Origin of the sequence: Flavobacterium sp. LAR06 (genome assembly GCF_041946075.1) — a bacterium.
Taxonomy (GTDB): Bacteria; Bacteroidota; Bacteroidia; order Flavobacteriales; family Flavobacteriaceae; genus Flavobacterium.
The window spans coordinates 12,948-32,725 of sequence record NZ_JAUTYT010000001.1; the positions used below are offsets into that span (position 1 = coordinate 12,948).

17 protein-coding genes are annotated in these 19,778 nt (G+C 34.1%); 15 read left to right on the forward strand and 2 right to left on the reverse strand.

Going from position 1 to position 19,778, the window contains the following annotated elements; all coding sequences use genetic code 11:
• Positions 1-158 precede the first annotated feature (158 nt).
• The 14 genes from Q7C23_RS00050 (at position 159) to Q7C23_RS00115 (ending at position 16,953) form a co-directional block, all read left to right on the forward strand.
• Complete coding sequence (locus tag Q7C23_RS00050) at positions 159-1,514, forward strand: MFS transporter (RefSeq protein WP_375030617.1); 1,356 nt, start codon at positions 159-161, stop codon at positions 1,512-1,514.
• 19 nt (positions 1,515-1,533) lie between these two features.
• Entirely contained in the window at positions 1,534-2,184 is a 651-nt protein-coding gene (gene pgmB, locus Q7C23_RS00055) for a beta-phosphoglucomutase (RefSeq protein WP_375030618.1), read from the forward strand.
• Between the two features lie 139 nt (positions 2,185-2,323).
• Positions 2,324-4,627, forward strand: coding sequence for a glycoside hydrolase family 65 protein (locus Q7C23_RS00060; RefSeq protein WP_375030619.1), 2,304 nt, complete (start codon positions 2,324-2,326; stop codon positions 4,625-4,627).
• 20 nt (positions 4,628-4,647) lie between these two features.
• Positions 4,648-6,762, forward strand: coding sequence for a glycoside hydrolase family 97 protein (locus Q7C23_RS00065; RefSeq protein WP_375030620.1), 2,115 nt, complete (start codon positions 4,648-4,650; stop codon positions 6,760-6,762).
• Positions 6,763-6,869: 107 nt separating this feature from the next.
• A complete protein-coding gene (locus Q7C23_RS00070) occupies positions 6,870-8,744 on the forward strand; it encodes a glycoside hydrolase family 13 protein (RefSeq protein WP_375030621.1) in 1,875 nt (624 codons plus the stop codon).
• Positions 8,745-8,884: 140 nt separating this feature from the next.
• Positions 8,885-10,552 carry an alpha-amylase family glycosyl hydrolase gene (locus Q7C23_RS00075; protein WP_375030622.1) on the forward strand — a complete coding sequence of 556 codons (1,668 nt, stop codon included), beginning with the start codon at positions 8,885-8,887 and terminating at the stop codon, positions 10,550-10,552.
• A gap of 179 nt (positions 10,553-10,731) precedes the next feature.
• Complete coding sequence (locus Q7C23_RS00080; RefSeq protein WP_375030623.1) at positions 10,732-11,418, forward strand: glycerophosphodiester phosphodiesterase; 687 nt, start codon at positions 10,732-10,734, stop codon at positions 11,416-11,418.
• A gap of 113 nt (positions 11,419-11,531) precedes the next feature.
• Entirely contained in the window at positions 11,532-12,740 is a 1,209-nt protein-coding gene (locus tag Q7C23_RS00085) for an NAD(P)/FAD-dependent oxidoreductase (RefSeq protein ID WP_375030624.1), read from the forward strand.
• 4 nt (positions 12,741-12,744) lie between these two features.
• Positions 12,745-13,392 (forward strand): HAD family hydrolase, encoded by a 648-nt coding sequence (locus Q7C23_RS00090; RefSeq protein WP_375030625.1) that lies wholly within the window; start codon positions 12,745-12,747, stop codon positions 13,390-13,392.
• Between the two features lie 9 nt (positions 13,393-13,401).
• Positions 13,402-13,974, forward strand: a complete 573-nt coding sequence (locus tag Q7C23_RS00095; protein WP_375030626.1) for a Crp/Fnr family transcriptional regulator — start codon at positions 13,402-13,404, stop codon at positions 13,972-13,974.
• A gap of 62 nt (positions 13,975-14,036) precedes the next feature.
• A complete protein-coding gene (locus Q7C23_RS00100) occupies positions 14,037-14,705 on the forward strand; it encodes an MBL fold metallo-hydrolase (protein ID WP_375030627.1) in 669 nt (222 codons plus the stop codon).
• Positions 14,706-14,778: 73 nt separating this feature from the next.
• Positions 14,779-15,501, forward strand: coding sequence for a hypothetical protein (locus Q7C23_RS00105; protein ID WP_375030628.1), 723 nt, complete (start codon positions 14,779-14,781; stop codon positions 15,499-15,501).
• Complete coding sequence (locus tag Q7C23_RS00110; protein ID WP_375030629.1) at positions 15,502-16,221, forward strand: hypothetical protein; 720 nt, start codon at positions 15,502-15,504, stop codon at positions 16,219-16,221.
• On the forward strand, positions 16,222-16,953 hold the full coding sequence (locus Q7C23_RS00115; protein WP_375030630.1) for a hypothetical protein: 732 nt from the start codon (positions 16,222-16,224) through the stop codon (positions 16,951-16,953).
• On the opposite strand, the gene Q7C23_RS00120 is transcribed toward Q7C23_RS00115, so the two are convergent.
• The gene (locus Q7C23_RS00120) at positions 16,937-17,932 is read right to left on the reverse strand and encodes a tetratricopeptide repeat protein (RefSeq protein WP_375030631.1); all 996 of its coding nucleotides are present in this window, start codon (positions 17,930-17,932) and stop codon (positions 16,937-16,939) included. The two genes, Q7C23_RS00115 and Q7C23_RS00120, sit on opposite strands and share 17 nt — an antisense overlap.
• 86 nt (positions 17,933-18,018) lie before the next feature.
• The gene (locus Q7C23_RS00125) at positions 18,019-18,495 is read right to left on the reverse strand and encodes a TspO/MBR family protein (RefSeq protein WP_375030632.1); all 477 of its coding nucleotides are present in this window, start codon (positions 18,493-18,495) and stop codon (positions 18,019-18,021) included.
• Positions 18,496-18,646: 151 nt separating this feature from the next.
• Between Q7C23_RS00125 and Q7C23_RS00130 the strand changes: the two genes are divergently transcribed.
• Positions 18,647-19,729 (forward strand): diphosphomevalonate/mevalonate 3,5-bisphosphate decarboxylase family protein, encoded by a 1,083-nt coding sequence (locus Q7C23_RS00130; RefSeq protein ID WP_375030633.1) that lies wholly within the window; start codon positions 18,647-18,649, stop codon positions 19,727-19,729.
• Positions 19,730-19,778: the final 49 nt, after the last annotated feature.

Sequence of the window (19,778 nt, forward strand, 5' to 3'; positions counted from 1 at the left end):
TCTAAAGCCATAAAAAATATTTATGGCTTTTTTGTTAGCATTTATCTAAAAATAATTTATACTTTTACGGCCGTCAAAGCTTTTACTTTTACTTCGAAAAAACAGTAAGTTTTGATAAGCAAAGCGCTTATCGTCTAATTAATGATTTAATTACGATAATGGAAAAGCGTAAATTAAGTTTCTGGGAAATTTGGAACATGAGTTTCGGTTTCTTAGGAATACAAATGGGGTTTGCACTTCAGAATGCAAATGCCAGTAAAATTCTTCAAATTTTTGGTGCCGAAGTACATGAACTATCATGGTTTTGGATTATTGCTCCCCTTATGGGATTAATAGTGCAACCCGTTATTGGTCATTACAGCGATAAAACTTGGGGGAAATTTGGAAGACGAAAACCTTTTTTTCTTGCAGGTGCTGTTTTAGCTTCAGTTGGATTAATTTTAATGCCACAGGCTAACATTTTTATTTCTGTATTACCAGCTTTATGGGTTGGAGCCGGAATGTTAATGATTATGGATGCTTCTTTCAATATTGCTATGGAGCCATTTCGTGCTCTAGTTGGTGATAATTTAAGAACAGATCAACGTACTGCCGGATTTAGTATCCAAACCTCCTTAATTGGTTTTGGAGCTGTAATTGGTTCAGCATTACCATATGTTTTAACAAAGTATTTTCATGTTTCAAACAATGCTGCTGCCGGAACTATTCCTTTAAATCTGAAATTATCATTTATCATTGGAGCTGCAGTTTTAATTGGATCAATTCTGGTAACACTTTTTACAACAAAAGAATATACTCCGCAAGAATTGGCCAATTTTGAAGACCCTCAAAGTGAAATTGATATTCCTTCTGACGAAAAAGCAAAACTAACAGATATTTTTACTGATTTTGCAAAAATGCCAACAACAATGCGGCAGCTTAGTTGGGTTCAGTTTTTTTCATGGTTTGGATTATTCGGAATGTGGGTATTTACAACTCCAGCAATTGCACATCACATTTACGGATTGCCATTAAATGACACTTCAAGTCAGCAATATCAGGATGCTGGGGATTGGGTCGGAATTTTATTTGGAGTTTACAATTTAGTTTCTGCTATTATCGCACTTTTTTTCTTACCGTATATCGCTAAAAAAATCGGCCGTAAATCTACTCATGCCGTATCACTTATCATTGGAGGAATCGGATTGATTTCCATTTATTTTATGCCAAATGAAGACTGGGTTGTACTTCCTATGATTTTAATTGGTGTTGCCTGGGCTAGTATTTTGGCTATGCCTTATGCTATTCTTGCAGGATCAATTGCTCCTAAAAAAATGGGGGTTTACATGGGAATCTTCAACTTCTTTGTTGTTATTCCACAAATTGTAAATGCTCTTATTGGAGGTCCAATTGTAAAATATCTTTACAATGGCGATGCGATTTATGCCTTAATCACAAGTGGCGTAAGTTTTCTAATTGCTGCTCTTTTAGTCTATAAAGTAAAAGATGTAGACGATACTGTTCAAAAATCATAAAATAAGAATTTCCCTTGTAATGAAAAAAGCATTCATATTCGATCTTGATGGCGTGATCGTCGATACCGCCAAATACCATTTTTTAGCCTGGCAAAAAATCGCTCAGTCTTTAAATATAAATTTTACGCATGAAGACAACGAACTGCTTAAAGGCGTTAGCCGTGTGCGTTCGTTAGATATTATACTTGGATTAGGAAATGTTCAGGCTTCGCAGGAAGACAAAGACAAATGGTTAATTCAAAAAAATGAAGATTACTTATCTTATTTAGTTGACATGGATGAAAGCGAGATTCTTCCTGGAGTTTTTAAAATTCTGCAATTATTAAAAGATAAAAACCAGGGAATTGCGTTGGGTTCTGCGAGTAAAAATGCCCGACCTATCCTTGAAAAAACAGGAATCCTTTCGTATTTCGATGTTATTGTTGACGGAAACGACGTTACCAATGCCAAACCAGATCCGGAGGTTTTCTTAAAAGCGGCTCAATTATTAAATATTGATCCAAAAAATTCAATTGTGTTTGAAGATTCTGTTGCCGGAATTCAGGCAGCAAACAGAGGAGAAATGGTAAGTGTTGGAATTGGTGAGGAAACAATTTTACATGAAGCTGATTATATTTTTAAAGATTTTACCCAAATCACAACAAGCTTTATAGACCAGTTAATTGGATAATTAGAAAATGTGTCAATAAGATAATACTCTTATCGACAAATCTTCTAATTCACAAATTACTAAGCTATCAATGTAAAAAATTATTACGAACTAAGGCAATTATCTAATTATCAAATTGCCACATTATCTAATTATAGAAATGAATCAAGATTATATAAAACCAGACAATTGGTCCATCATAGAAGAAGGATTTGATGTAGAAAGAGTAAAATCGTCTGAGAGTCTTTTTAGTATCGGGAACGGTGCTATGGGACAACGTGCCAATTTTGAAGAAACATACTCTGGCGAAACTTTTCAGGGAAGTTATATCGCCGGAATTTATTACCCGGACAAAACTAAAGTGGGCTGGTGGAAAAACGGATATCCAAAATATTTTGCGAAAGTATTAAACGCGCCAAACTGGATTGGAATTGACGTTAAAATCAACGAGGAAAACTTAGATTTAAATACTTGTACAGCTGTTAAAAACTTCCGTAGAGAATTGAATATGAAAGAAGGATGGTACAACCGTTCTTTTGAAGCGACACTGAAAAACGGAACTGAGATCGCCGTAAACATTCGTCGTTTCCTTTCTTTGGATTTGGATGAAGCCGGAATTATCAAATACGAAATCACGCCTTTAAACAAAGATGCTAAAATTGTTTACAAACCTTATATCGACGCAGGAGTTACCAATGAAGATGCCAACTGGGAAGAAAAATTCTGGGAACCTCTTGAAGTAAAAAAAGGGGCAAACGAGGCTTTTGTAACGGCGCAGACTTTTAAAACGCATTTTAAAGTTACGACTTTCATGCACAATACGATTTTTGCAAATGGGGAAAACGTAAACATTTCGCCTTCAACAATCGATTCAACAACAGATAAAGTTCAGTTTACTTACGGAACCATTATCGCTAAAGGACAAACCTCATCCATTCAGAAAATTGGCGGATATACGGTTTCTTTAAATCACGAAAACACTTTGGCTGCAGCCGAAAAAACAATTAAAGCTGCCGTTAATTTAGGATATGATACTTTACTTCAAAATCAAATTGACGCCTGGAACAAAATCTGGGAAATGTCAGATATTACCATTGATGGCGACGTAAAAGCACAACAAGGAATTCGTTTTAACATTTTTCAATTAAATCAAACCTATTTAGGAAAAGATTCTCGTTTGAATATTGGGCCAAAAGGTTTTACCGGAGAAAAATACGGTGGATCTACTTATTGGGATACTGAGGCGTATTGCATTCCGTTTTACATGGCTACAAAAGATCAACAGGTCGCGAGAAACTTATTGACATACCGTTTCAATCAATTGGATAAAGCGATTGAAAACGCGAAGGACAATTTAGGTTTCAAAAACGGTGCAGCGCTGTATCCGATGGTTACCATGAATGGAGAAGAGTGCCACAACGAATGGGAAATCACACACGAAGAAATTCACAGAAATGGTGCAATTGCTTTTGCGATTTATAATTACCACCGTTTTACCGGAGATTACTCTTATATTCCTGAAAAAGGTCTGGAAGTTTTAATCGGAATTGCGCGTTTCTGGCATCAGAGAGCTTCTTTCTCTAAAGAAAAAAATCAATATGTGATTTTGGGCGTTACAGGTCCAAATGAATATGAGAATAACATCAACAATAATTTCTATACCAATTATATTGCAAAATGGTGTATTGATTATGCATCGGAACAAATTAATAAAGTGGCGCTGGAATATCCTGCTGATCACAAACGTGTTCTTGAAAAAGTGAAGTTATCTGCTAATGAAATTCAGGAATGGAAAAAAGTTGCTGATGACATGTACTTCCCTATTTCAAAAGAATTGGGTATTTATTTACAGCAAGATGGTTTCTTAGACAAAGATTTAGTTCCGGTAAAAGACTTAGACCGTTCACAAAGACCAATCAATCAAAAATGGTCTTGGGATCGCGTATTGCGTTCTCCTTATATTAAACAAGCCGATGTTTTACAATGTTTCTATTTCTTCGAAGATCATTTTTCTAAAGAAGAATTAGAACGTAATTTTGATTTTTATGAGTCTTTTACGGTTCATGAAAGTTCACTTTCGCCTTGTGTTCACTCAATTCAGGCCGCTGTTTTAGACAAAATGGATATGGCGTATACTTTCTATTTAAGAACTTCTCGTCTGGATTTAGATGATTACAATAAAGAAGTAGAAGAAGGTTGTCACATTACATCAATGGCTGGGACCTGGATGAGCATTGTGGAAGGTTTTGGAGGAATGCGTGTTAAAAATGACCAGCTTCATTTTTCTCCGAAAATTCCAAAAGAATGGAAAGGCTATTCGTTTAAAATTAATTTCAGAAATCAAATTTTGAAAGTAGCTGTAAATCATAACGAAACAACTTTTACCGTAGATGGAGACCAGAATTTAACTATTGTAGTTAACGGAAAACCTGAAATCGCAGGTAAATTTGTACAAATAAATTAATACTCTTAAAATCAAAAAACATGAAAAACTTATTTTTCGCAAGTTTAATCTTGTTTGCTTTTAGCTCCATTGCAAAAGCACAACAATTAAAATCACCCGAAGGAAAGTTCGTAATGGAATTTTCGCTTCAAAGCGACGGAACCCCAACTTACAGCTTAAAATACAAAAATAAAGAGGTAGTAAAAGCAAGTAAATTAGGTCTTGAACTTAAAGATGACAAAAAATCTTTATTGAATGACTTTACTGTTGTGGATACAAAAACAGCCACTTTTGATGAAACCTGGAAACCAGTTTGGGGAGAAGTGGACAACATCAGAAATCACTATAATGAATTGGCTGTTACTTTAAATCAAAAAGGAACGGACAGACAAATCGTAATTCGTTTTCGCTTGTTTGAGGATGGACTTGGATTTAGATATGAATTTCCAGCTCAAAAGAACCTTACGTATTTCGTAATCAAAGAAGAAAGAACACAATTTGCAATGGCGGGCGACCACACGGCATTTTGGATTCCGGGGGATTACGATACTCAGGAATACGATTATACCAAATCGAAATTGTCTGAAATTAGAGGTTTATCTGAAAAAGCATACACAGCAAACGTTTCGCAAAAGAACTTTTCTCCAACAGGAGTTCAGACATCTTTGATGTTAAAAACAAATGACGGAATTTACATCAACCTGCACGAAGCGGCTTTGATCAATTATTCTTGTATGCATTTGAATTTAGATGACAAAAACATGATTTTTGAATCTTGGTTAACGCCAGATGCAAAAGGAGATAAAGGTTATATGCAGGCACCGAGCCACTCTCCTTGGAGAACAATTATGGTGAGCGATGACGCAAGAGAAATCTTAGCTTCAAAAATGACTTATAACTTAAACGATCCGTCAAAAATTGATAATACTTCCTGGATTAAACCAGTAAAATACATTGGTGTTTGGTGGGAAATGATTACAGGAAAAAGCTCTTGGTCGTACACAAACGATTTTCCGACAGTACAATTGGGTGTTTCTGATTTCTCAAAAGCAAAACCAAGCGGAACACACGGAGCAAACAATGCTAACGTAAAAAAATACATTGATTTTGCTGCTGCAAATGGTTTCGACGCTGTTTTGGTTGAAGGATGGAACGAAGGCTGGGAAGACTGGTTTGGCCATTCGAAAGATTATGTTTTTGATTTCGTAACGCCTTACCCTGATTTTGATGTAAAAGGTTTGCACGAATACGCAAAATCTAAAGGAATCAAAATCATCATGCACCATGAAACTTCAGGTTCAGTTCGTAACTACGAGCGTCATATGGACAAAGCATACCAGTTCATGAAAGACAATGGATACGATGCTGTAAAAAGCGGATACGTTGGAGACATTTTGCCTCGCGGTGAAAACCATTACGATCAATGGATTGTAAATCATTATCAATATGCAATCGAAAAAGCAGCTGATTATAAAATTATGGTGAATGCACACGAAGCAGTTCGCCCAACGGGAATTGCGAGAACGTACCCGAATTTAATTGGAAACGAAGCAGCAAGAGGAACAGAATACCAGGCGTTTGGAGGCTCTAAACCAAATCACGTTACGGTATTGCCTTTTACAAGATTAATTGGAGGTCCAATGGATTATACTCCTGGAATCTTCGAAATGGACATCAGTAAAATGAATCCGGATAACAAATCGCATGTAAACAGTACTATTGCAAATCAATTGGCATTATACGTTACAATGTACAGTCCGTTGCAAATGGCTGCTGATACTCCAGAGAACTATAACCGTTTTCCAGATGCTTTCCAGTTCATTAAAGATGTGGCTGTAGATTGGTCTGAAAGTAAATACATTGAAGCTGAGCCAGGCGATTTTATCACTGTTGCCCGTAAAGCAAAAGGAACAAACAACTGGTTTGTTGGAAACGTAAACGGAGACAATTCCCGTACATCAAACATCGATTTCAGTTTCCTTGAAAAAGGTAAAAAATATACCGCAACAATTTATGCCGATGCAAAAGATGCGCATTACAAAACTAATCCGCAAGCTTACACGATCAAAAAAATTGCTGTAACTAATAAATCAAAATTATCTCAATTATCTGTCCCTGGCGGAGGTTACGCCATCAGCATAATCGAAAATAAATAATTTTAATTAACCATATGAGAAATGTAAGTCCATTTAAATAGAAATCTCCCCAGCTTTTATCTTAAATGTTCTTACATTTTCTTGTATACTTTAAATTCTACTTTACTATGAACATCCAAAAAACTTCATTCCAAACTAACCAAATATTCTACAAAATACTCCTATTTGTTCTACTATTTTCTGCTTCCGCGAAAGCGCAAATTCAGAAAGTTGAACCACCATTTTGGTACGCTGGAATGAAAAATCCGGAGTTGCAGATTATGTTCTACGGAAAAAATATCGCACAATATGAAGCTTCGGTTTCTAATAATGTGGTGATTAAAAATGTCGAAAAAACAGAAAATCCAAACTATCTTTTTGTTACCATTGACACACAAAACCTAAAAGCTTCTGAATTGGTTTTCTCTTTTAAAGCCAATAACAAAGTCGCTTTTACTCAAAAATACTCCCTTAAAGAAAGAAGAGCGAATTCGGCTGACCGAAAAAGTTACGATTCTTCAGACCTGATTTACCTGATCATGCCAGATCGTTTTGCGAACGGAAATCCGAAAAATGACAGCAATGCATCTTTAACTGAAAAAGGAAATCGCGCAGAACCAGCAGGGCGTCACGGTGGAGATATCGAAGGAATCATCAAAAACTTAGATTATATTTCGTCTCTGGGTGCAACTACAATCTGGAACACGCCTTTATGCGAAGACAATGACAAACAGCATTCGTATCATGGATACGCACAATCTGACGTTTACAAAATAGATCCTCGTTACGGAACGAATGAAGATTACGTTCGTTTATCATCAGAAATGCACAAAAAAAACATGAAACTGGTTATGGATTATGTTACGAATCACTGGGGAATTACCCATTGGATGATGAAAGACATACCAACAAAAACCTGGTTCAATCAATTCGAAAACTTTACACAAACGCACCACAGACGTGAGGTAATTACAGACATTCATGCTTCAAAAATAGATCAGGAAGTTTGTGTTGATGGATGGTTTGTACCTTCTATGCCAGACTTGAATTTGAGAAATCCGTTAGTGGCTAAATATTTAACTCAGAATGCAATCTGGTGGATTGAATACGCTAATCTTGACGGTTTTAGAGTAGATACTTATAATTATTCTGACCAAACGGCAATGGCCAATTGGGCAAAATCAATTACGAATGAATATCCTAATTTTAATATTGTTGGAGAAATCTGGATGCACAATCAGGCGAATTTAGCCTATTGGCAAAAAGACAGTAAAATTGGCGCCATCGAAAATTACAATTCGAATTTACCAAGCGTAATGGATTTTACACTTCAAAGTCAGGTTACTTCTGCGTTCAACGAAGACGAACCAAGCTGGGACAACGGGTTGATTAAATTCTACAACAATTTTGCTATGGATTATTTATATCCAAATACGAATAACATTTTGGTTTTTGCCGAAAATCATGACACTGATCGTATGAATGAAAAGTTTAAATATGATTTTCCAAAATACAAACTGACAATGACTTTATTGGCCACTGTTCGTGGAATTCCACAAGTTTATTACGGTTCAGAAATTGGAATGGGCGGTGACAAAGGCAAAGGCGACGCAGACATTCGAAGAGATTTTCCTGGCGGATGGGCTGGCGATAAAAACAATGCCTTGACAGCAGCAGGAAGAACAGCTGAACAAGCACAATATTTTGATTTTACATCAAAGTTATTCAATTGGAGAAAATCAAACGAAGCTATTCATACCGGTAAAATGACGCATTATATTCCGGAAAATAATACTTATGTTTATTTCAGATATAATGATGCAAAAACCGTTATGGTTGTTTTCAATAACAATGCAAAAGCACAAACGGTGAAGACAAATCGTTTTAAAGAAAACATCAAAAACTTTAAATCAGGAAAAGATGTTTTAACTGGAAAAACATTTGATTTGGCCACTGAAATTACTTTGGAGCCAAAATCAGCTTTGGTTTTAGAATTGGAATAAAAACGAATTACGTTTAATTTTTTTCCGCCACGAATTCACGAATTATTATTTACCCTCTTATTGAAGAAAATAAATTCGTGAATTCGTGGCTATTTTTTTTGCATTAATCAAATTATAAATCTTCGTTAAATTCAGAATAAATGAAAAAATACACTTTCCTTTTTTTATCTTTAGTATTCTTAATCACGAGTTGTTCTGGCTCAAAATCAGTTTCAATGAATAACGAAAATACTTCAAAAACACCTTTCGTCTGGGAAGGAGCAAATGTTTACTTTTTACTTACCGATCGTTTTTATAATGGAAATACCGCCAACGATGTAAATTTTAACCGAACCAAAACTCCAGCAAAATTGCGTGGATTCGAGGGTGGAGATATTATCGGAATCACAAAAAAAATAGAATCTGGTTATTTTGAAAAACTTGGAATAAATGCCATTTGGCTTACGCCGATTGTAGAGCAAATTCACGATGGCGTTGACGAAGGAACGGGTTTAACTTATGGCTTTCACGGTTATTGGGCAAAAGACTGGACAGCTTTAGATCCTAATTTTGGAACTAAAGAAGATTTAGCCAAATTGGTTCAAAAAGCGCACGAGAAAGGCATCCGAATTATTCTGGATGGCGTAATTAACCATACTGGCCCCGTAACTCCTGAAGATCCTGTTTGGCCTTCGGATTGGGTTAGAACCGGAGTAGTTTGCGATTACAAATCATTTGAAAACACAACGATGTGCACTTTAGTTGATAATCTTCCGGATGTAAGAACAGAAAGTACGCAAGAAGTGCAACTCCCTCCTTTTTTGATTGAAAAATGGAAAAAAGAAGGCCGATATGAAAAAGAAGTAGCTTCTTTGGATGAATTCTTTAAAAGAACCAGTTATCCAAGAACACCAAAATATTACATTATAAAATGGCTCACAGATTATATTGTTGAATTCGGAATTGACGGTTATAGAGCCGATACCGTAAAACATACCAACGAAGACGTTTGGGCCGATTTTAAAACAGAATGTGATTACGCTTTCGAAACCTGGAAGAAACATCATCCGTTACAAGTTTTAGATCAGAATCCTTTTTATACGATTGCTGAAGTTTATGGCTATGGAATTAGTGGTGGTCAGGATTATGATTTTGGCGATAGAAAAGTAAATTATTTCCAAAATGGTTTCAACAGCATGATTAATTTTGAGTTCAAATGGAACGCCGCTCAAAACAATTATGAAGGTTTATTTTCTAAATATTCAAATGCTTTAAACAATGAGTTAAAAGGATACTCTGTCCTTAATTATATGTCATCACACGACGATGGTCAACCATTTGATGCCAACAGAACTAAAACTTTAGAAGCCGGAACAAAACTCTTATTATCACCAGGAATGTCGCAAGTTTATTATGGAGATGAATCCGGAAGATCTTTAGTTGTGGCAGGGACTAATGGCGACGCAACGCTTCGTTCCAACATGAATTGGGATGATATTCTGAACAATCAGGAAACCAAAAAAACACTTTTGCATTGGCAGAAATTAGGACAATTCAGAAAAAATCATCCTGCAATTGGCGCTGGAGTTCATCAACAAATTAGTTCTGAATTTTACGTTTTCTCCCGAACTTTCTCAAAAGGAACTTTCGAAGATAAAGTCGTTATTGGTTTAGATTTACCACAAGGCAAAAAAGAAATTCCGGTAAATGCTATTTTCGAAAACGGAACAAAATTAAAAGATACATATTCGGATCAAAATGTTGAAGTGATCGATGGGAAAGTTACTATTGATAGTGATTTCGATGTCGTTTTGTTGGAACGTACTTAACCGCAAAGTTTTACGCAAAGTGCGCGAAGTTTTTTAGCCACAGATTAAAGGATTAATGCAGATTTTCAAAATCTTTTTAATCCTTTAATCTGTGGCTATTATTTTAAATTGTAAAGTTGAAGAACAATTGTTTTCTTTCTTTGAGCCTTTGTACCTTTGCACCTCTGAACCTTCATGAAATGAACAAAATGCTTAAGATTGCACATCGTGGTGCCAAAGGATACGAACCCGAGAATACTTTACAAGCCTTTCAGAAAGCATTAGACCTAAATGCTGACGGAATCGAACTCGACGTTCACTTAAGCGTTGACGGGCACATAATCGTAATTCATGACGAAACCATCGACAAAATGACCAACGGAAAAGGTTTTGTAAATACCTTATCTTTGCCGGAATTAAAATCGTTTTTAATTGCAGAAAAGCATGAAATTCCAACTTTAAAAGAAGTTTTTGATCTGGTAGACAAAAAATGTTTCATCAATATAGAATTAAAAAATGCAGATACTTTAACAAAAGTTGTCTCTTTAATTGATGAATATGTTTCAGAAAAAAACTGGAGTTACGATCATTTTATTGTTTCGAGTTTTGACTGGAATGCCTTGCAGGAAGTTCACAATTTCGATTCTAAAATACCGATTGGCGTATTAACAGAAACTGATCTGAATTTAGCTTTGGCTTTCGCCGAAACAATAAAAGCAAAAGCAATTCATCCTTATTATCATTTACTGAATGAGGAAAACACTAAGGAAATTCAAGCAAAAGGTTTTCTGGTTTTGCCGTGGACAGTAAATATAGAAGAAGACATTCAAAAAGTAAAAAGTTTAAAAGTAAACGGAATCATTACTGATTTTCCAGATAAACTATAAACTAATCTAGAGAAACCTTTGTCAAAGTTTAAAACTTTGACAAAGGTCATTCAGATTAAGACAAAGATTTAAAATTAGTGCCAATTCGTGAAATTCGTGGCAAAAAACAAAATATGACTCAAAATTTCGACATCCTAATTGTGGGCGGAGGCGCTGCAGGTTTTTTTACCGCTATTAATATTGCAGAGAAAAATCCGAAACTGAAAATTGCCATTTTAGAAAGAGGAAAAGAAGTGCTTTCTAAAGTCCGCGTTTCTGGTGGCGGAAGATGCAACGTAACGCATGCTTGTTTTGAACCGAATGAATTGGTCAAATTCTATCCGCGTGGCGAAAAAGAACTTCGAGGCCCTTTTCATCAATTTTGTTCAGGAGATACAATTGAATGGTTCGAAAAACATGGTGTGGAAATAAAAATTGAAGACGACGGGAGAATGTTTCCCGTTTCAAATTCTTCACAAACCATAATCGATTGTTTCTTAAAAGCAACTGAAAAATTAGGCATAAAAGTATTGACGGGTCAAAGCGTGCAATCGATTTACAAAGCAGAAAATCATTGGAAAATTGATACGCAAAGCGATAAATTTATTGCTGAAAAATTAGTTCTGGCGACAGGAAGCAATCCAAAAATTTGGGAAATGCTGCAAGAGAAAGGACACGCGATTATCAGTCCTGTCCCTTCGCTATTTACTTTCAACATCAAAGATCCGCGAATAAAAGAATTACCCGGCGTTGCGGCGCAAGTTACCGTTAATGTAAAGGATACCAAACTAGAATCCACCGGACCTTTGTTAATTACCCATTGGGGAATGAGCGGTCCTGCGATTTTGAAGCTTTCGGCTTGGGGTGCCCGTATTTTATTCGATAAAAATTATCAATTTACCATTTTCGTCAATTGGTTAAATGATGTAGATACGGAAGATGCGGAGAAAATCCTAAAAGACTTAAAACAGGAACATGCCAAAAAAGCCGTTTCAAAAAAATCTCCTTTCGACTTCCCTAATCGTTTATGGGAAAGTTTGGTTTTAGCTTCTGAAATTGAAGCTGAAACAAAATGGGCCGATTTATCTAAAATTCAATTGCAGAACTTAGCTGCTCAATTGACAAAAGCAAAATTTCAGGTCAACGGAAAAAGTACTTTTAAAGAAGAATTCGTTACAGCCGGCGGCATCGATTTAAAAGAAATCAACTTCAAAACCATGGAAAGTAAATTACATCAAAACCTTTATTTTGCAGGCGAAATAGTAAATATTGATGCCATTACCGGAGGTTTTAACTTTCAGAATGCCTGGACAAGCGGGTTTATATTAGCCAATACTATTTAAGAGAATGAAATACAAAGGAATTATTTTTGATTTAAACGGAACCTTAGTCAACTCATTAGAAGACATTTCAGACGCCATGAATAATGTTCTTACTAGTCTAAATTATCCAACACATACTTACAATACCTACCAATATTTTATTGGAAGTGGATTAAGAAATTTGGTCGGCAAAGCTTTGCCTGAATCGAACAATACAGAAATCGATATTGAAAATTGTTTCAATTGTATGATTAATGAATATCGTGAAATTTGCACGCTTAAAACAAAACCATACGCAGGAATTGTCGAATTGCTGGATGATTTGGTTTCAAGAGACATCAAATTAGCCGTTTTTTCAAACAAAGCAGATGAGCTTACCAAAAAAATAGCATCAGAAATATTTCCGAATTATTTTAATACCGCTGTTGGTTTAAGCAGCGAAGCACTTAAAAAACCAAATCCGTTTGAAGCACTTGAAATAAGCAAAAACTGGAATTTAAAAACGGAAGAAATCATTTTCATCGGCGACTCCGATATTGATATGTTAACAGCAACAAACGCCAAAATGTTTCCACTTGGTGTTTCGTGGGGCTATAGAACAGAAGAAGAATTGATCGCAAGCGGAGCAAAATTCGTCATAAATACGCCTTCAGAATTAATTGATATATTGTAAAATCTATTTATGAATCCTTTATTAAAAAAACAAATAATGGCGATTACCTCTTTTTCAGAAAATGAAATTAAGACAATCGATGCTTGTTTTGAATATGAAGAGTTTAAAACAAAAGATCTTCTTTCTGCAATGGGGAAAATCAGCAACAAGATTTTTTTCATAATTGAAGGTTTGGCACGTGTTTATTATTTAAAAGACGGAAAAGAAATTACCACTTATTTAAGCTGCGATGAAGGCTTTATCGCTTCGTATTCCAGTTTTATAAATCAATCGGTTTCTTTTGAAAACATACAATGTATAGAAGACTGCGAAGTTCTTTCCATCAGTTTTGAAAAAATGCAATATTTATATACTCAAATTCCAAATTGGGAGCGTGTTGGAAGAATTTTAGCGGAACAAAATTACCTTTGCATGGCAGATCGTGTTTTAAAACTTCAAATGATTCCTGCTAAAGAAAAATATCTCAATTTTCTAGCATCGACTCCTGCCAAAATAATACAGCGTACTCCATTAATTTATATCGCTTCATTTTTAGGAATAACCCCGGAATCTTTAAGTCGAATTCGACAAAACATTTCTTAACATTTATCAAGTAGATTTAAAATCTGAATGCAAATCTTTGTCAAAATAAAATTTGAAAAAAGATGAAGAATATTGCCAAAGACGTTTACCAAATCCCTTTATTTCCACGCAATGCCATTAATTGTTATCTTGTTGAAGATATCTTAATTGATGCCGGAATAAGGAGTTCAGGAAATATAATTTTAAAAGCCTTAAAAAACAAATACGTCTCCAAACATATACTCACTCACGCGCATGCCGATCATCAGGGAAGCAGCAAAATTATTTGTGAAACACTCAACATTCCTCTTTTCTGCAGTGAACTCGAAAAACCAGCAGCTGAAAACGGAAATGTCACTTTTGAATATCCAAATCCGAATCATTTTATATCGAAATTTCAAAAAAAATTCTGGGCAGGCAAAGGCCATTTGGTTTTTGACACATTAAAAGAAGGAGATCAAATTGGCGAATTTATAGCTATTGAAACCCCAGGACATTCCAGCGGTCATTTGTCCTTTTTTAGAGAATTTGACGGAGTTCTTATTGTTGGAGATGTACTGACAAATATGAATTTGCTGACTACTAAAGTTGGTCTTCATGAACCACCAACTTTGTTTACTTCCAATAAGGAAATCAATAGAAAATCGATTCTGAAACTGGCTTCCCTGAAACCAAAAACACTTTGTTTTGGTCATGGACCAGTTTTATTTAATAATGGAGAATTAGAAAAATTTATCGAAACCCTTTATTAACAAGAATTTACAGATTCTGTAAGTTTTCGTTAAGACAATTCTAATAATTTTACTATCAACTAAATACCATTAGATGAAAGTAAAATTACTTACCACAATTTCTTTTTTCACTTACCAACTTTCTATTTCGCAAACTGAAAAACTGCTTCATGGAAAAGTTATTTCTCAAAATCTAGTTCTTAAAGATGTTGAAGTTATTAATAAAACGGCGCAAACAAGTACAAGAACAAATACATTAGGAGAATTCACGATTTCGGTAAAAGCGCAGGACAGTTTAATTTTTTTCGCAAAAGACTATCTATTTACAAAATTAAAAATCACCACCAAAGATATTGAGAACAACAATCTCCTCGTTAACATGATTCTGAAACCTGAAGAATTGAATGAAGTTGTGATAAATCAGGTCGAATTTGATAAAGTTAAGATTAGCGCTGATGATGTTGCAGATGTATTAATCAGTAAAAAAGCCAAAGATTTATTCTGGAATACAGGAGTTAGTGATAATTCAATTAGAGAAGCACTTCGAATTTCATTTCCTTTAAAAGGTAAGCAGAAGAAAACAATTGAAGTTACCGACGACCGTCTTAAGAAACTGATTGTTGCTATTTGTCCTCCAGATTTCTTTCTAAAAAATTTAAAAATAAAACCCGAAGAAAAAGAACTATTCGTTGAATTCTGCAACGCTGATCCAAAATCTAAGACACTTTTAGAACATCCTAATGTTTTGGCAACAATGGATTTTTTGTATGCTAAAAATGAAGAATTTAAGAAATTGGAAACGAAAAATATTAATTAGATGAAAGTAAAATTACTTACCACAATTTCTATTTTCACTTACCAACTTTCTATTTCGCAAACTGAAAAATTGCTGCACGGAAAAGTTGTTTCTCAAAACAATGTTATTAAAGGTGCCGAAGTCATTAATAAAACAGGACAGACAAGTACCACTACTAATGATTTGGGAGAATTTTCAATTTCAGCAAACGTAAAAGACAGCTTATTTTTTATCTCTAAAGATTATATCGTTTCAGGATTAAAAGTAACCTCTCAAAATATTGAAAGCAGCAATCTGGTAGTAAATCTGATTATTAAACCTGAAGAATTAAATGAAGTAGTGGTTTCAAATATAAAATTTAAACCGATCCAGCTTACATCTCAAGAAATTGAAGAAATTAAACTCAATTCTGGCAGACCTACAGGATTTGGAACGATCACAAACGGAATTGATTTTATCCATATCGGAAAAAAAATATACGCTCTCTTAGCAAAAGAAAAAGAAATCAAACCTAAAACGCCCGAAATTGATTTTAAAAAGCTCACTGCAACATCTATTCCTCCCGATTTTTTCACAAAAGACCTTAGTTTAAAAACCGAAGAAAAAGAGCTATTCATTGAATTCTGCGATGCTGATCCAAAATCTAAATTACTATTAGAGCATCCAAACATTTTAGCTACAATGGATTTTTTATATGCTAAAAATGATGAGTTTAAGAAATTAAAACTAAACAACAATTAGATGAAAGTAAAACTATTCACCACAATTTCTTTTTTCACTTATCAGCTTTCTATTTCCCAAACAGAGAAACTACTTCACGGAAAAGTTGTTTCTCAAAGCAATGTACTAAAAGGTGTCGAAGTCATTAATAAAACAGCAAAAACGAGCACGACTACAAATTCGTTAGGAGAATTTGCTATTTTGGTAAATGTCAAAGACAGTTTGATTTTCTTTTCTAAAGATTATTTCTTTTCAAGATTAAAAGTAACCTCCCAAAACATTGAAGTCAATAATTTGGTAGTTACTATGATTTTAAAACCAGAAGAACTGGATGAAGTTGTCATAACCAAAATTAAATTCCCAAAAATTGAGTATGATGCAGAAGCAATTGCCGAAATAAATATTGACAAACAGGCCAGAGATTTAAAACGCTTTATTCCGGTTTATGATGGTACAATACCAAACGGAATGAATTTTGGTGCAATTAGCGGCGGGCTTTTTGGCTTATTAAAAAAAGACAAAGAAGAGCCTAAAAAGAAGATCCCTGAAATGGATTTTAAAAAACTTATTGCAACCACAGTCCCTGAAATTTTCTTTACAAAAGAACTAAAATTAACTTCTGATGAAAAAGAATTATTTCTTCAATTCTGTGATGTCGATCCAAAATCTAAAATGCTTTTAGAGCATCCAAATATTCTGGCAACGATGGATTTTTTGACTGCTAAAAATAATGAGTTTAAGAAGTTGAAATAGTAGTGCTTTTTAACTTTTTCCATTTTATAAAAAATATAATCAGGCAAATCAATAAAGCAATAGAAATAGCTGAAACACAAATCAATGTTAAAATTAAATTATCATTTTTAGACGATAGTCTTGAACTCATATTCCTAATTTTTTGTTCTCTCATTGAAATCTGCTGCACCTCCTTACTGTTTTGTAAACATAAATCATTCATTTTTCTATAACACAGAAGGAGCCTTTCATTAAGTAATTCACTTCGAAATCCATATTTTTTTGAGAGTTCATATACTTTAGAAGCACTTTCAGGATCATAATTGTCTATTGTTGCTATATTTGCTAATTCAAAGAGCAAAACCGAAATAATTTTATCCTCAGGTTTTATAAATGAAATCCTTTCATTTAATTGATAATACAAAGCGTCTTTTAACCTTGCCAACTTTTCATCTCCAAAATTAGTTTTTGGAATGATTTCCGAACCAAAGTTAGTATTAATAAAAAACGCTCCTGTCGGATTTTGAAGTTTTTTTATCTTTGCTTCTAATATTTTAAGATGAAGCCACTCAGATCCATCATGCGATATTGGATTAATTTTAATTGCCTTTTTGATCCAATAGTAAGCTTTTTGATTTTCTCCCATCAACTCATAAAGAGTTCCAAGATTAGAAGCTGTCGAGTATCTGTTTGGTTTTATTTTTTCAATTTCTAAATACAATTTTAATGCTTCAGTATACTTTCCCTGAATGATTAAAACGTAACCTTTATCAGATAAATAATCAACATCATTTGTCTTTTTATATCCATTTTCAAGATCTAAAATTAAATTGGGAAAATCTTTAATTTTAAAATTATGTCCATCAGGTACATATTGATAAGTACGGTCACGATATATTTCAACTTTATTCTTTAAAGTCTTAATTTCCCAATTCAAACAAGCAAAACTCTTAAACGAAACTAAAACCAAAACAATCACAAAAGCCCTGAATTTATTCATAAAGTAAAATGTATTGATTAGACCTGACACTTGAAACTAAAAAAAACTGACACGAGGCTTTAGCCGAACTGGCGAAGCAAACAAATTTACCTATTCAACCACCAAATACTTGCATTCAAAATTGCCGCAAAAGCAACCCAAGCCATATATGGAATCAGTAAATAACCCGCAGTTTTATTGATTTTGATAAATTTTAAATACGTTTCATAAATCATCAGCCATAAAAGTGCAATTTCGATTAAAGCCAAAAGCGGATTTTTTAATCCGAAGAATAAATAAGACCAAATGGCATTCAGCGTTAACTGAATGATAAAGAAAAGAAGTGCTTTTTTTACAACTTCATTTTGTTCTTTGATTTTATCCCATACTAATCCGGCAGCGACCGCCATTAAAATATAAAGTAATGTCCACATTGGCATGAAAATCCAATTTGGCGGATTAAAAATTGGCTTTATTAAAGTTGGATACCACGTTTCTACACTTGGTCTTGTTACTGTACTGGCAGAATATCCTACTGCTAAACAAACCAATAAAGCTATTGCAATTTTTATGTATTTATTCATTTTATTAAATTTTGAATCAAAAATAGTCAAAAGAAAAATTGTACGCTATATAAGTGCTACAAGTTCATTTAATAAAGCATCTTTATATTTTCTTATATTACTTATATGGTGAAAAAATTTAAAAACTATCTTTGCCAAAATTTTATATTTCATGTTTACAGCAACTGATTTTATTCCTAAAAAATATACTTCTACAATCGAAAACGGAAATTTTGAGTGGAGCGCTCCCAGCAATATTGCACTAGTAAAATACTGGGGGAAAAAAGACAATCAGATTCCGGCAAATCCTTCAGTGAGTTTTACTTTAAATAATTGCAAAACAATTACCAAATTAGGTTTTGAAAAAAGAGAGAACCAAAATTCTTTCTCATTCGATTTATTATTTGAAGGAAAATCAAAAGAGGATTTCAAACCAAAAATTCAGAAGTTTTTAGAGCGAATTGAAATTTATCTTCCGTTTTTGAAGGAATATCACTTTACAATTGATACCCAAAATACGTTTCCACATAGTTCCGGAATTGCTTCTTCAGCATCTGGAATGGCGGCTTTGGCAATGAATTTCATGAGTTTGGAGAAAATGATGAATCCGGAAATGACTGAAGATTATTTCTATCAAAAAGCTTCATTTTTAGCCCGTTTAGGTTCTGGAAGTGCTTGTAGAAGTGTAAAAGGAAATGTTGTGGTTTGGGGAAATCAGGCAAATATAGAAGGAAGCTCGGACTTATTTGGAGTTGAATTTCCATATGCTATTCATGAAAATTTCAAGAATTACCAAGATACTATTTTATTAGTTGACAAAGGCGAAAAACAGGTCTCAAGCACAGTTGGACACGATTTAATGCACAATCATCCTTATGCAGAAAGGCGTTTTGTGCAGGCTCATGAAAATCTGGATCAGTTAATTGCCATTTTTGAAAATGGAAATCTGGAAGAATTCATTAAAGTTGTCGAGAGTGAAGCTTTGACCTTGCACGCAATGATGATGACCTCTATGCCGTATTTTATTTTGATGAAACCAAACACTTTACAGATCATTAATGCGATCTGGGAATTCAGAAACGAAACCCAGATTCCGGTTTGTTTTACGCTTGATGCGGGTGCAAATGTGCATGTCCTTTATCCCGAAAACGTTAGCGCTAAAGTATTACAATTTATTAAGGACGAATTAGTTGTATTTTGTCAGAATGGTCAGTACATTTGTGACCAAATTGGAGAAGGATCAATTGCATTATAATTTTCCGTATCTTTAATTAAAATTTAGATTTTTAGACTTTAAATACATT

Coding starts and splice junctions, on each gene's coding strand:
- Q7C23_RS00050 (WP_375030617.1), top strand. CDS start 159: ATGGAAAAGCGTAAATTAAGTTTCTGGGAAATTTGGAACATGAGTTTC.
- pgmB (WP_375030618.1), top strand. CDS start 1,534: ATGAAAAAAGCATTCATATTCGATCTTGATGGCGTGATCGTCGATACC.
- Q7C23_RS00060 (WP_375030619.1), top strand. CDS start 2,324: ATGAATCAAGATTATATAAAACCAGACAATTGGTCCATCATAGAAGAA.
- Q7C23_RS00065 (WP_375030620.1), top strand. CDS start 4,648: ATGAAAAACTTATTTTTCGCAAGTTTAATCTTGTTTGCTTTTAGCTCC.
- Q7C23_RS00070 (WP_375030621.1), top strand. CDS start 6,870: ATGAACATCCAAAAAACTTCATTCCAAACTAACCAAATATTCTACAAA.
- Q7C23_RS00075 (WP_375030622.1), top strand. CDS start 8,885: ATGAAAAAATACACTTTCCTTTTTTTATCTTTAGTATTCTTAATCACG.
- Q7C23_RS00080 (WP_375030623.1), top strand. CDS start 10,732: ATGAACAAAATGCTTAAGATTGCACATCGTGGTGCCAAAGGATACGAA.
- Q7C23_RS00085 (WP_375030624.1), top strand. CDS start 11,532: ATGACTCAAAATTTCGACATCCTAATTGTGGGCGGAGGCGCTGCAGGT.
- Q7C23_RS00090 (WP_375030625.1), top strand. CDS start 12,745: ATGAAATACAAAGGAATTATTTTTGATTTAAACGGAACCTTAGTCAAC.
- Q7C23_RS00095 (WP_375030626.1), top strand. CDS start 13,402: ATGAATCCTTTATTAAAAAAACAAATAATGGCGATTACCTCTTTTTCA.
- Q7C23_RS00100 (WP_375030627.1), top strand. CDS start 14,037: ATGAAGAATATTGCCAAAGACGTTTACCAAATCCCTTTATTTCCACGC.
- Q7C23_RS00105 (WP_375030628.1), top strand. CDS start 14,779: ATGAAAGTAAAATTACTTACCACAATTTCTTTTTTCACTTACCAACTT.
- Q7C23_RS00110 (WP_375030629.1), top strand. CDS start 15,502: ATGAAAGTAAAATTACTTACCACAATTTCTATTTTCACTTACCAACTT.
- Q7C23_RS00115 (WP_375030630.1), top strand. CDS start 16,222: ATGAAAGTAAAACTATTCACCACAATTTCTTTTTTCACTTATCAGCTT.
- Q7C23_RS00120 (WP_375030631.1), bottom strand. CDS start 17,932: ATGAATAAATTCAGGGCTTTTGTGATTGTTTTGGTTTTAGTTTCGTTT.
- Q7C23_RS00125 (WP_375030632.1), bottom strand. CDS start 18,495: ATGAATAAATACATAAAAATTGCAATAGCTTTATTGGTTTGTTTAGCA.
- Q7C23_RS00130 (WP_375030633.1), top strand. CDS start 18,647: ATGTTTACAGCAACTGATTTTATTCCTAAAAAATATACTTCTACAATC.